Source organism: Anaerorhabdus sp., assembly GCF_036637135.1.
Classification (GTDB): Bacteria; Bacillota_I; Bacilli_A; order Erysipelotrichales; family Erysipelotrichaceae; genus Anaerorhabdus.
In genome coordinates this window covers 1-12,906 of record NZ_JAVWNC010000056.1, presented here as the reverse complement: position 1 = coordinate 12,906, position 12,906 = coordinate 1, and the positions used below count along the sequence as shown (strand labels likewise).

Genomic DNA, 12,906 nt, shown 5'->3' with positions numbered 1-12,906 from the left:
ATTTTATTCCTTTGAAAGGCACAATGAATTCGTTCATTGTGTTTTTTCATTTGTTATTTAACAAGAAAAAAGACACATACTTGTGTCTTTAAGGTAACATATTCCCAGCAGAACGATACAATTCGTACCACTCGACTTTTGTAAGTGAAATATCTGCACCCTTTGCCATATTCATAATACGAGTTGGATTTACTGATCCAACGATTGCCTGTGTAGCCATTGGAAGTCTCAATATCCAGGCAATTGCAATTGCCTCAGGTGTTGCTTCATATTTTTCCGCAAGACGTTGAATAACTTCATTCAATTCAACATACTTATCACTACCCAAGAATGTCCCTTCAAAGAAACCATATTGTAACGGTGACCATGCTTGAAGAACCATATCTTTTAATCTCATGTATTCATATACACTTCCATCTCTTGCACTACCACTTGCTGATGGATAATTCGCATTAATACCTGCATCAATAATACCTGTATGAGCTAAACTTAATTGTAGTTGATTAATCAATATTGGTTGTTCTAATTTACTTTGAATTAATTCAATTTGTATCGCATTTACATTTGATAAACCAAATGCACGTACTTTACCTTCTTTTTTCAATTGATTAAATGCTTCCGCAACTTCCGCTACATCCATCAATGCATCTGGACGATGTAATAACAATATATCTAAATAATCAGTTTTTAATCTTTCAAGAATGTGCTCAACTGATTCCAAGATATATTCTTTTGAAAAGTCATAATATCCTTTACGTATTCCACATTTTGATTGAATCACAATGTATTTTCTCTTCTCTGGGTTCTTTAATAACCATTCCCCAAATAACTCTTCTGACTTACCACCACCGTAAATATCAGCATGATCAAAAAAGTTAATCCCCGCATCCAATGCAGTTTGAATAATTGTTTCCACCTCACTACTTGAACACGCATTAATACGCATACATCCAATACCTACTTCTGAACATTTAGGTATATCCTGATTAATTGTAATGTACTTCATCGAAGTCCTCCTTTTTCTTTATAATCCTTGTTTAAAGTATATCATAGAGTTACCTTATTCCTATTAGGATGACTTTCTTTTTCTAATATCATCTTAGCTAAATTATATGCAAAAAAAATTATCTAATCTTTTTTATTTGCAATCAAAAAATCACTTGAATTTACTTGATTTACTCAAATTAAACAGTTATTCATTTATAAATAAATGTCATTCATTTAGATTTATTGACATTTAGACTAACATTTCACTATTATATGATAAGAATAGAGAGTTTTTCACTTATAGTTGTGGTAAATAAAACCACTATAATCAAGAAGAAAAAAAGGAGGGATTATGAATGAAACTAACGCTCGCTACTATAGTCAAATATACCGAATATATGCTAAATGAATTTTACCATTTAAATAAAGATCCATTGTTTACTGTAATGCATGATGATGTTGTATGGATTGGGCCCGGTAATATCTTCATGTTTGGAAAAGCAGCTGCAGAAAATTCATTCAAAGATGGTTTTAAAATGCCTCCAGTTGAAATGGAAAATGCAGAATTCTATCAAATCCAAACTGATGAAAATAGTGGAATTGTTGTCGGTATGTATGATGCACATACTGCTTTGGGATCAGATCAAATTGCTGCAGTCACTCAAAGAATTACTTGCTATTATAGAAGAGAGAATGAGAATGCACCTGTATTACTTACGCACTGGCATGTTTCTAACGAATGGAATGAGTTAGTTGATGATGAAGTTTTCCCAAATAAAATAGGAACAGAGACATATCGTTATGTACAAAAATTATTATCTGACTATTCACACAAATCAAGTGGTAATAAAATTGAAATAAAGACAAGCACTTCATTAACATACCTTGATGCTAGTCTTATCCTCTATGCTGAAGCCATGGGATCTCGTCCCATCATACACCTCGTTGACAAAAGTATAACTATTAATCAAATCTTAGGAAAAATAATATCATCATTTCCAAGTAACTTTTATCGTCCACATCGTGGATATCTAGTAAACTGTGATTTCATTGTTTCAATTGAAAGATATAATATTAATTTGATTTCGAATCATATCATACCAATTCCTGAAAAGAAGTATTCACAAGTACGAGATGAAATTTCAAAATTACTAAAAAAGAAATAGGATAATAGATATATGAAATACGTACACTTCAAAGTGTACGTATTTTATTTATCATTATTACATTTCGAACCATTACCAACAATTAGTAATTATTTATTTTATCCAATATTCAAAAATTTTTCCTATCGGCGAAAAAAACAATCCAAATAAAAATCCAAGTATTGCAATAACAGTAATGATTGTAACTTTTTTCTTTTTATCTATTTGTTTTACCCCTTCTTATTTTAGTTCGTTTATCTATAAGTAATTATACCATTTCATTTCTTGTTTGAATTATTTATTGAAGTATTGATATTCTTAAATAATTAATTATTAGAAAAACACGTTATTCCTATTTCATCAAAAACTTAACGTGTTTTAATTTGTTTATATACGTTTTATTTAGTCTTGTCTATGCTTCATGTGAGGAAATAATAATACTTCACGAATTGATTCGTTACCTGTAAGTAACATTACAAAACGGTCAATACCAATTCCAATACCACCCGTAGGAGGTAATCCATATTCAAGAGCTTCTACATAGTCAGTATCCATTTCTGTAGCTTCATCATCACCTAATTCTTTAAGTTTTAATTGAGCTTCAAAACGTTCTCTTTGATCAATTGGATCATTCAATTCAGAGAATGCATTTGAATATTCTGTTCCGTAAATTAATAATTCAAAACGATCAGTAAAACGAGGATCTTCTGGATTCTTTTTAGCTAGTGGAGAAATTTCTACTGGATGACCATATACAAATGTAGGTTGAGTAATCTTATCTTCACAAAATTCTTCAAAGAATAGATTAATGATTTGTCCCACAGATTTTTGGTGTTCTTCTACTTCAACATGATGTTCTTTTGCAAGAGCCAATGCTTCATCTAGTGTTACTTGTTTCCAGAAATCGACACCAGTAACTTCCTTAACCGCATCAACCATATGCCATCTCTTAAATGGTGCTTTTAATGATACTTGATTTTCTCCAAGAGTAAATTCAGTTGTATTAAATACTTCCATTGCAACGCTTTCGAATAATCCTTCATTTAGTTTCATCATACCTTCCATATCAGAATATGCAACATATGCTTCTACTGTTGTGAATTCTGGATTATGTTTTGTATCCATACCTTCATTACGGAATAAACGTCCAATTTCATATACACCTTCAAGACCTCCAACAATCAAACGTTTTAAAGGAAGTTCAGTTGCGATACGTAAATAGAAATCCATATCCAATGTATTGTGATGTGTAACAAATGGTCTAGCTGCAGCTCCACCTAAAATTGGTTGAAGTACTGGAGTTTCAACTTCAATAAGTCCTTGTCCATCTAAATAATGTTGAATAGCACGAATAATACGTGGACGTAACATTGCTACTTTACGACTAGCGTCATTCATAATTAAATCTACATAACGACGACGGAATCTTTCTTCCACATCTTGTAGTCCATGAAATTTTTCTGGTAATGGACGTAATGCTTTTGTTAAGTGTGTGTATTCATGTGCCTTAACTGATAATTCACCTGAATCAGTTTTTGTTACGACACCTTCAATACCAATAATATCACCCAAATCACTCGCTTTGAAGATTTCATAAACTTCTTCTCCAACAACTGCTTTATTAATAACAATTTGAATTTGTCCATCACGATCTTGTAGATGCATAAAACCAAGTTTGCCCATACGACGTTTTGTCATGATACGTCCCGCAACTTTAACATGCATATCCAATGCTTCTAATTCTTCTTTTGTTTTCTCACCATAAGTTTCTTTAATCTCTAATGAGCGGTGTGTTCTGTCATAGGCAGCACCAAATGGTTCGATTCCTTTTTCTTTTAGCTCTTCCATCTTTTGACGGCGGATTACTTCTTGTTCTGATAGATTTAGTTCCATAGTTTCCTCCTTGTGAAAATAAAAAAACTCTTTACCCAATAGGGACGAGAGTTATCATCGTGGTACCACCCTAATTCATGAGGCAATCACTTGCTTCATCTTAGCGACTTTATAAGTCATTCTTAACGCGAATTAACGTTCAACTCCAAGACTTTTATTCTTTTATTATCCACTTGCCTAATCACACCAACCTAGGCTCTCTGTAAGTTACCAAATAAAATACTCTTCTTATCCTCATTGATTTACGTCTAGATTATATCTATTTTTTCAGCACTTGTCAAAGAAACTTAGTCGACAACTTCAATCCCAAGTAGTACGGCTAAGCGTATAGCTTGTGCTGAGTTAACCTTAATTCCTTTGAGACTATTTAAGTCCACAGTTACTCCTTCAAGAATAGAAGATGAAAAATCAATGCCAGCTAATGGTGTTTCAAAAAACTCACCTTTTGTAAAATCACATTCCTTTAATTCAACTTTCTTTATATTCGATTGAAATAAACGTGTCTCTTCAAAGTTTGTCGATTGAATCTTCACTAACTCCATCTTGCAATTCGAAAAATTACTCATCCGCAATAAACATGAATCAAACTCAACATTCTTCAGTATGCAATGAAAGAAGTTTGCACCTGACATCTTGCAATTCACAAAACGACAGCGATGAAAATTTACTTCATTCATCTCTATTGTTGTAAAGTCACAATTCTCAAAAATAACATCTAAGAATTCTTTAACATCAATTCTTGTTTGAGTAAAATCTACTTTCTTAAAGTGACAACTATCAACTCGACACTCTTCATCCATATCCATATCTGGATTCGTTTCTATGAGTTTATTGTAGAAGTCAGAATCAATAATACATTCATTGAATGTTGCTGGGTCTAGCATTTGAATCTTCGGTTGTTCTATTTTCATATTCAATTTCTCTTTCATTCAAGAATTTCGCATATTCACCAAATAAGTTTTCTAAATCATTTAGTGTTCTCAATTTAGCACATTCATTTTTTACTCTTGCACTAAATGGCATACCTTGAATATACCAAGGAGCTAAACCTCTCATTTGTTTAATCGCTACTACTTCTCCACGTAAGGCTATCAATCGTTTTGCATGATCAATTCCCATCTGCATTCTTTCTTCATAGTTTGGTTCAAAATCTGGTTCATTACTAAACGAGGCTACCATTTGTTTTATTAGAAACGGATTACCAATTGCTCCTCGTCCAATCATCACTGCATCACAACCTGTTTCTTCAAGTCGTTTGTAGGCTTCTTCTACTGTTTTAATATCTCCATTACCAATAACGGGAATACTCACTGCTTCTTTAACTCTCTTTACCCATAGCCAATCTGCTTCACCTTCATACATTTGGCCTCGTGTTCTACCATGGACTGCAATTGCACTTACTCCAACACGTTCTAATTCCTTTGCTAGTTCCACACAATTAATGGTTTCCTTTGTCCACCCTGATCGTATCTTAACAGTAACTGGTTTCTTTACTGCTTGAATAATAGCTTCTATTAATTCAACTGCATATTCAGGTTCTCTCATAAGGGCAGAACCTGCATTGGACTTTACAATTTTATTAACTGGACAACCCATGTTGATATCAATGATATCGCATTCTGTATTTTGATCAAGATAGATGGCGGCTTGAACCATTGAATCCTTATCATGACCAAAGAGTTGCATTGCAAGTGGATGTTCAGTTTCAAGTATCCTACACATATCCAAAGTTTTCTTACTATTAAACCCCAATGCTTTATCACTAATCATTTCTGTATAAACTAAACCAGCACCATATTCAAAACATATTTCACGAAAGGCACTATTACTTACTCCTGCCATGGGTGCAATGACAATAGGATTTTTAATTTCTAAGTCCCTTATCTTCCACATGATTTTCTAAACTCCATAATGAATTTTAGTTCTTCTTCACTAAAATCATATGTCTTATTACAGTACTCACATTTCACTTGGCATCCATGATCTTCATCTATCATTTCTTGTAAGTCTTCTTCTTTTAATGTAGTTAATGCTCCTTTGAATCGATCTTTACTACAATCACAATGCCATTGTACAGGACTCTCTTCTAATATTTCTGTATCAGCAAATAAACCTTTCAGTATCTCATCTGGTGTATGACCATCTTTGATTAGCGTACTAATTGGTTGTAAAGAAGCTACAACTTTTTCTACTTGTTCAATATCTTCTTCTGTTGCATCGGGCATGATTTGAATCAATAATCCTCCTGCTGCTAAACAACTATAATCTGTATTCACTAAAACGCCAACTGATACAGCTGATGGCGTTTGTTCAGATACAGTAAAATAATATGCAAAGTCATCTCCAATCTCACCAGATTGAAGTGCTACTTGTCCTGTGAAATCTACTTTCATTCCCATAGAACGAGTTACTTTTAAATAACCTTCAGTTCCTACAGCAAGTCCTACTGCAAGTTTATTGTTTTCATTGTATTTAAGATAAATTTCATTATCTCCCACAAATCCTTTTACATCACCATTGCGCTTACATTCAACCATGCAAGTTCCAATAGGTCCATTACCATTAACTTGTATTATAATTTTATCATCATCGTTTTTAAGCATACCTGCCATAATCGCACCAATAGACATAATACGTCCTAATGCGGCTTGTGATGTTGGCCATAGGTCATGTTGCAAACGTGCTTGTTCACATAATTCTGTTGTACTTATTGCGTACATTCTCACTTTGCCATTTAAGGCTATTCCTTTAACTAAACAATCTTTCATATACATACCTCATTCGTTTAAAGATTATATCATAATCTACCATTTTCGACTATTAAGATGACATAATAAAAAAGTAACCTCATACATTGAGATTACTTAATTAATCCTAAAAATCTAACTTAGATATGATATAGTCACAATACTTTTCAGGTGTACCTTTCTTTATGCATGTAGCTATACTTTCATAGCTTTTTCCATACTGTGGTTCATCTACTAAATACCCAATAGAAGTACCTCCATTGAATGCATATCCCCAGATAATTATTTTCTCATCGATACCTGCATTTTTAATTTTAACACCCAATTGATTAAATAGTTCGCATGGCAAACAAACAAAACATAACTTTCCTATTTTCCAAATACTTCCATCTAAATCTGCATGGTAATGCGTGCCATGTTGCATTTGAAATTTCAATGCAGCTAAACCAGAATTTAGTAATTTTATTTGGTCGTGATTTGTTTCTTGATCTAACTTTCTTTTATTTTCATCATATCGAATTTGCAATTCACTTAAGTCAATATCTTCATCGATTTCAAAATGTGTTTCAATGGTTTTAATTTCATCACTTTTCACATTTATCCAATTCCAATTTCGATTAAATTGAATATCCAATAAATCTGTAAGTCGAGATAATTCTACATTATCTTCTCCCTGTCTAAATTGTCGAGTTCCCATATCACCTGCAGCTCCTTGCATCATGAATACTGAAGAATTCCATTTTTCTTGAAGTCGATTTCTAATGCTTCCAAAAATATCTGCAGAGAAATATAAATTTTGTGGTCCCAACACTGTTGGATGACATGCAAAATTTACACACGTTAATAACACTCGATCACTAGTATAGAATTGAATACATATGCATTCCTTATCTGCAGGATGTTCTTTGCCATTTCGATTACCAAAGCATCCTTCGATCTCGAATGAATCATATCGAACATTTGCTTCTTCAAGATGTGCCAAAGCCTCATAAAGTGCTTCCATACATTTTGCAAATAAGAATTCAGAATAACCAGGTCTTGCACCTAATTCTGAAGTTTCACTAAATACTCCTTTTTCAGATACTTCTGGTCCAGAATGTGTATGTATAACGCTACAAACAACTTCGTATTCATTACACTCTATTATATTGCTTACTACCTTTTGTAGTTGAATTGTAAAATCTCGATCAAGCATGACAAGATCAAAACTATACCAACACTTTTTCTTACCATCTACATCTAAAATAACACAACTTACATAAAGAGGATCCAATGTACCTTTTGATATTTCTGTACGTATTGCATGACCACATAAATAGCTTGGTTCTATTGGTGTAATTTCGTGACTAGCATAACCTACTTTCATTTCATTCACCTATCCCAACATTCCTGTAATATAACCAACAAATGATAACAATAAAACTGCAACAATTACTTTAGTTGAAGTCATACCTTTTTTACCAAGTAACCAATAAACAAATCCTACAACTAATGCCGGCATTAGATTTGGCATAATCATATCAATTGTACTCTGTAATGCTACCGATACTTCACCTTGTTGAAAAGTAAATGGAATCGTAACAGTAATAACTGAACCCACTAAAGCCCCAATAACCATCATTCCTAAAATATTAGCTGAGTTTGTTAAACTCTTTAGTTGATTTGATAATGTTGTTACAAATTTACTTCCTTCTTTATATCCCATTGTAAACATATATTTTCGTAAGAATAATAATACGAATCCAAATAATACACCTATTGCAATACCCAACGGACTTCCTTCTTGCCCCATGTAAGCAGCAATAGCATTAAAGATTGTAAATGGAATTACAAAGAAGATTGCATCTCCTACACCAGCTAATGGCCCCATTAATCCTGTTTTAATAGAAGTAACTGCAGAGCGTGTGCTTTCAAAATCATTATTTCCACTTTGTTCTTCCATTGCAAGTGCTGCACCTAATACGATATTTCCCATAAAAGGTTGCGTATTGAAGAATGTATAGTGAGAATCAATTGCTTTCTTATATTCTTCATCATTAGTATATATTTTTCTTAATGCTGGTCCTAGAGCAAGGACTACACCACCAGATTGCATAGTTTCATAATTCCAACAAATTTGACAAGCAGTTGCCCATCTTAGAAATACACCATTCAAATCTTTCTTTGTTAACTTACTAGAGTTCGTCATCCATTGCACCCCCTGTTGTTGCTACAACTGTTTTATTTTCATTTTTAGTTTGATTTTTAAATGTTATTATCGCAATTGCTAATCCAAATAAAGCAATTCCTAACATTGGAATTTGTAAGTAACTAATCATCGCAAAACCAACCAATAAATATTCAAAGTAACTCTTCGCATTCATGTATTTCAACAATATACCAATACCAACTGCAGGTAACAATCCACCAGCTACTTTAAATGTTCCCATTAACCATGTTGGGAAAAGATTAAGTAATGAATCTATATTATTAACTCCTACAATGAACACCAATAGAATTGGTAAAATACCTTTTAATGCCCAAGGAATTTGACCACAGATAATCCATGTATATGCTTTTTTCATTTGTAGTTTTTCACTTGCTTTTTGTGATTGATGTAAGAAGAAAGTTGTTGCCATTCTCACTAATACATCTAATTGAATCATTATAAGACTCACTGGTAACGCAATGGCTAAAGCAGATTCTAAATCTCTCCCTGTTGAAACAGCAACTATAGTACCAATTACTGCTCCTGTATGATAATCTGGAACACTAGCTCCTCCATATGCACCAATACCTAATGACATCAATTGTAATGTTGCACCAATGGTTAATCCTAGAACTGGATTCCCCATAATTAAACCTGTAACAAATCCACCAATAACTGTTGTCCCACCATAAAGCATTATTTGTAAATTCATTCCTTCATATGTATAGAATGCCATATACACACAAATAAGAACTACTTGTATAACATTTATTTCCATATTTTCCCCCTTATACTTTCTTAAGTACGTCCATTAAATCTTCACTTGGATTTGATGGAATTAATTGGAGTGTTAACTTAACCCCCAACTTATGTAATTCATTGAAACATTCAATCTCTTCTTTCGTTACTGCTACAGTGTTTGCAATTTTAATTTTTCCTTCTGTATAAGTTAAATTTCCTACATTCACTGTTTCAATTTTTACATTAGCTTGAATTAGTCTAACTAATGTTTGAGGACTTTTTAAAATTAAGAAAACCCTTTGTCCTTCGTATGCATTTGCATTAATCCTTTCTGCCGCCTTTTCAACCGGTAATACAGAAAGTGCCACATTATTTGGGCATGCTAATTTTAATGACATCTTAAGAACATCATCTCCTGCTGCTGCATCGTCCACAACCATGATTCTGGTTACACCTAAATTATTTGTCCACATTGTTGCAACTTGTCCATGAATTAAACGATCATCTATTCTTGCGTGTACAATTGCCATTTTCTTGTACTCCTTTCCTACTTGCATTCTAATTAACTAAAACTAATTACACCATTCAATGATTTTCCACATCATTACGGTTATTCATCATCTTCTGATACCAAAACTTCATAACAATTCATATAAACTAGTTGTTTTTGAGCTTCAACAACTATATCTTCCACTTCTTTTTGTGTTAAATATTGTTCTTGCTTGGATATAATTTCCAATATAACAGCAAGATTTGCACCAGCTATTATGTGTGTATGTTCTCTATTTAAATAGCTTAGGAATGCTCTATTTACACTTCCACCTAGTAAATCTGTGAAAACAATTAATTCGTCATCTTCCTTTATATCATTCAAGATGGATGTAATCTTATCTTCTAAACTTCGATTGTCTACATATGCACATATAAATGATATATTCTGTTCTCCTGCAAAGAACTTAACTGTACTGACAAATCCCTCCGCAAGTTTTCCATGACTTGCAATAATAATTTTTCTCATTTTTTCTCTCCTTTGTTTCATTCTAAATTCTATTGATACATTTCAATATCGTCTTTTTTTCCTTTATATTACGGAAACTTACTTTACTTAGACTTCATTTTTATGCATCAATTGATAGAAAAGCTCTCTCTATTGCAATTCTTATCTCTTCAAAATTCTTTGCATTCAAACATTCATGAACAAATTCATAGTTCTGTACTAAGGTTTGCAACCATTGTAGAACAGTAAACATTTGTTCCTCATTGTTACCATTAGATATCATAAATACAAGTTGTGCATTTTCTTGTCCCCATGTTATTGGATGCTTAAGTATCGCAATTCCAACAATTGTTTTTTCACTTGAAGGAAATAAACTATGCGCAATCGCAACATTGTTACCTCTCTCTGTTGAACTAATTTTTTCACGTTGAAATACCATTTGTTCAAATCCACTCGTTATTTTCATATTTTTGATCATTTGTTTCGATAGTTGACAAATAGCTTCTTCACTAGTTTGTACATCTACATCAAAAATACAACAACTTTTATCTAGACAGTTTAGTAATGTATGAAGCATTACACCTTTCTTTGAAAAGAAATCTTTTAGTTCCTTCTTTTCTTGATAGTTAAATTGATTCATTATCTGTATTAATGAAATTTTTGATCTGAATCTTGCTCTTGGCATGTCAGTAATAATCAAATCTAATTCCTGTTCTGTTTGTTCATCCAATTCATAATGTTCTAACATTTTAATTGAATCGATATATTGAGAAAATGATTTAAGAATTTTTTGCTTAATCAATAGAGACTCATTTCTTCCTCTACTCCATATCAATCCAACTTTAAATTGATTTTGTACTTTTATATTTTGCTCCATTGAGAAATGTAAATGATTAGCTAAAACTGCTATTTCACTTTCGTTCATTGAGTATCCATATTTCTTAACCAAGTAATCTGTCATAATAACTGCATATTCAAACGCTAAATTTGTTTGTTTTACTTGCACCATTGATGTGTCATGAAATTCATACCCATATGTAATTCTTATTAACATACTTTTAAGTTCTCGAGATAACAATTTACGTAACTGGCTATCAAATGAAAAATCTTGATTTGTATAAGTAAATAAAAACTTCAACATTTCATCTTGTAAGAAATAGCTAGTTTTATTTTCTGTTAAATCATAATTGTCTTCTATTCCTAAAATTTGTCTGGATAATATGTGTAATGTATAGTTTGCAACTTCATGCTCATTTATACCTGGCAATATTTTATTTAACCATTCATTTACTATGCTATATTCTCGGTATGATTTTATTTCCTCAAATTGACTATCACTTAATCTCACATTATGATTTTTCTTAATTCTTAAATCCATAATTTGTAAGAGCGCTATACATTGTTCTAATGATGAAACTGAAATATGGATCTTATTATCTATAAGCAATTTTACAATTTCATTTTTGCAAATACTTGCATCCAATTCTACTGATATTGTTTTAATAAATGTTGAACCTTCTTCATCCATATTCATGTAATCACTTAAGGCAAATCGTATATGTCGCTCATCTCCAATTATTCTTAATCCATAATTTGGTTTATGTTCAAGTTTTAAATGATAAGATGAAAGAATATCTCTAACTTTTTTCAAGTCTGCTGATAAAGTGGTTCGAGAAATAAATAATTGATTTTCAAATACTTCACTTTTTACATAGCTTTCACTTATTAATAGCTGGTGTAATATAATTCTAATTCGCTCTGTTGCGTATGAAGGAATTGAGGCATTATCACTATACTTCTCATTAAAACTTTGTAGGAATACATTAAACTCTCCTCGATTTATGACTTCCAAAGTATAGCCGATTCCTGATTTTGAGATGACTTGAGCACCCATCCTTTGAAGTATTTGATCAATTAATTTTATGTCTCCTCTTATTGTTCTTGATGTAGCACCTAATATTGAACCCAGCAATTCACTACTTAATGGTTCGGAAGCATTAATTAAAACCTTCATAATCAATATGTGACGTTTTTCTAAAGCTAACATATTTATTTTCTCCTTTTCTCAAGTTTAATATATACTTCCAATTGTTTCCATATTACAAATTGCACATAACTAATGAAAACAGGTTGTAAGATAATCAATAACTAAAAAAAACATCCCGAAGGATGTTTCATTACTAGCTTATTTCTTTGCTTGGTTTAGGC

At 32.1% G+C, this 12,906-nt stretch carries 12 protein-coding genes and 1 other annotated feature; of the genes, 1 reads left to right on the top strand and 11 read right to left on the bottom strand.

Going from position 1 to position 12,906, the window contains the following annotated elements:
• Window positions 1–88: 88 nt before the first annotated feature.
• Window positions 89–1,006, bottom strand: coding sequence for an aldo/keto reductase (locus RR643_RS09480; RefSeq protein ID WP_332483069.1), 918 nt, complete (start codon window positions 1,004–1,006; stop codon window positions 89–91).
• Between the two features lie 337 nt (window positions 1,007–1,343).
• On the opposite strand from RR643_RS09480, the gene RR643_RS09475 reads away from it, so the two are divergent.
• On the top strand, window positions 1,344–2,153 hold the full coding sequence (locus tag RR643_RS09475; RefSeq protein ID WP_332483068.1) for a LytTR family transcriptional regulator: 810 nt from the start codon (window positions 1,344–1,346) through the stop codon (window positions 2,151–2,153).
• Window positions 2,154–2,534: 381 nt separating this feature from the next.
• Here RR643_RS09475 and lysS read toward each other — a convergent pair whose 3' ends face one another.
• The 10 genes from lysS to RR643_RS09425 form a co-directional block, all read right to left on the bottom strand.
• A complete protein-coding gene (gene lysS, locus RR643_RS09470; protein WP_332472636.1) occupies window positions 2,535–4,025 on the bottom strand; it encodes a lysine--tRNA ligase in 1,491 nt (496 codons plus the stop codon).
• 37 nt (window positions 4,026–4,062) lie between these two features.
• Window positions 4,063–4,269 (bottom strand) — a binding site (T-box leader).
• Between the two features lie 43 nt (window positions 4,270–4,312).
• Window positions 4,313–4,936 carry a pentapeptide repeat-containing protein gene (locus tag RR643_RS09465; protein ID WP_332470236.1) on the bottom strand — a complete coding sequence of 208 codons (624 nt, stop codon included), beginning with the start codon at window positions 4,934–4,936 and terminating at the stop codon, window positions 4,313–4,315.
• The gene (dusB, locus tag RR643_RS09460) at window positions 4,884–5,918 is read right to left on the bottom strand and encodes a tRNA dihydrouridine synthase DusB (RefSeq protein ID WP_332483067.1); all 1,035 of its coding nucleotides are present in this window, start codon (window positions 5,916–5,918) and stop codon (window positions 4,884–4,886) included. Before dusB ends, RR643_RS09465 begins: the two co-directional genes overlap by 53 nt.
• On the bottom strand, window positions 5,906–6,793 hold the full coding sequence (gene hslO / locus RR643_RS09455; RefSeq protein ID WP_332483066.1) for an Hsp33 family molecular chaperone HslO: 888 nt from the start codon (window positions 6,791–6,793) through the stop codon (window positions 5,906–5,908). Before hslO ends, dusB begins: the two co-directional genes overlap by 13 nt.
• Before the next feature lie 106 nt (window positions 6,794–6,899).
• Entirely contained in the window at window positions 6,900–8,138 is a 1,239-nt protein-coding gene (locus RR643_RS09450; protein ID WP_332483065.1) for a hypothetical protein, read from the bottom strand.
• A gap of 9 nt (window positions 8,139–8,147) precedes the next feature.
• Window positions 8,148–8,960: a PTS system mannose/fructose/sorbose family transporter subunit IID gene (locus tag RR643_RS09445; protein ID WP_332470225.1), complete on the bottom strand. Its 813-nt coding sequence runs from the start codon at window positions 8,958–8,960 to the stop codon at window positions 8,148–8,150.
• Window positions 8,947–9,738: a PTS mannose/fructose/sorbose/N-acetylgalactosamine transporter subunit IIC gene (locus tag RR643_RS09440; protein WP_332470224.1), complete on the bottom strand. Its 792-nt coding sequence runs from the start codon at window positions 9,736–9,738 to the stop codon at window positions 8,947–8,949. Before RR643_RS09440 ends, RR643_RS09445 begins: the two co-directional genes overlap by 14 nt.
• A gap of 10 nt (window positions 9,739–9,748) precedes the next feature.
• A complete protein-coding gene (locus tag RR643_RS09435; protein ID WP_332483064.1) occupies window positions 9,749–10,231 on the bottom strand; it encodes a PTS system mannose/fructose/N-acetylgalactosamine-transporter subunit IIB in 483 nt (160 codons plus the stop codon).
• 80 nt (window positions 10,232–10,311) lie between these two features.
• Window positions 10,312–10,719 (bottom strand): PTS sugar transporter subunit IIA, encoded by a 408-nt coding sequence (locus RR643_RS09430; protein WP_332483063.1) that lies wholly within the window; start codon window positions 10,717–10,719, stop codon window positions 10,312–10,314.
• Window positions 10,720–10,819: 100 nt separating this feature from the next.
• Window positions 10,820–12,745 carry a BglG family transcription antiterminator gene (locus RR643_RS09425; RefSeq protein WP_332483062.1) on the bottom strand — a complete coding sequence of 642 codons (1,926 nt, stop codon included), beginning with the start codon at window positions 12,743–12,745 and terminating at the stop codon, window positions 10,820–10,822.
• Window positions 12,746–12,906: the final 161 nt, after the last annotated feature.

Excerpts from the sequence above, each read along its gene's own strand:
- RR643_RS09480 (WP_332483069.1), bottom strand. The coding sequence starts at position 1,006 with ATGAAGTACATTACAATTAATCAGGATATACCTAAATGTTCAGAAGTA.
- RR643_RS09475 (WP_332483068.1), top strand. The coding sequence starts at position 1,344 with ATGAAACTAACGCTCGCTACTATAGTCAAATATACCGAATATATGCTA.
- lysS (WP_332472636.1), bottom strand. The coding sequence starts at position 4,025 with ATGGAACTAAATCTATCAGAACAAGAAGTAATCCGCCGTCAAAAGATG.
- RR643_RS09465 (WP_332470236.1), bottom strand. The coding sequence starts at position 4,936 with ATGAAAATAGAACAACCGAAGATTCAAATGCTAGACCCAGCAACATTC.
- dusB (WP_332483067.1), bottom strand. The coding sequence starts at position 5,918 with ATGTGGAAGATAAGGGACTTAGAAATTAAAAATCCTATTGTCATTGCA.
- hslO (WP_332483066.1), bottom strand. The coding sequence starts at position 6,793 with ATGAAAGATTGTTTAGTTAAAGGAATAGCCTTAAATGGCAAAGTGAGA.
- RR643_RS09450 (WP_332483065.1), bottom strand. The coding sequence starts at position 8,138 with ATGAAAGTAGGTTATGCTAGTCACGAAATTACACCAATAGAACCAAGC.
- RR643_RS09445 (WP_332470225.1), bottom strand. The coding sequence starts at position 8,960 with ATGACGAACTCTAGTAAGTTAACAAAGAAAGATTTGAATGGTGTATTT.
- RR643_RS09440 (WP_332470224.1), bottom strand. The coding sequence starts at position 9,738 with ATGGAAATAAATGTTATACAAGTAGTTCTTATTTGTGTGTATATGGCA.
- RR643_RS09435 (WP_332483064.1), bottom strand. The coding sequence starts at position 10,231 with ATGGCAATTGTACACGCAAGAATAGATGATCGTTTAATTCATGGACAA.
- RR643_RS09430 (WP_332483063.1), bottom strand. The coding sequence starts at position 10,719 with ATGAGAAAAATTATTATTGCAAGTCATGGAAAACTTGCGGAGGGATTT.
- RR643_RS09425 (WP_332483062.1), bottom strand. The coding sequence starts at position 12,745 with ATGTTAGCTTTAGAAAAACGTCACATATTGATTATGAAGGTTTTAATT.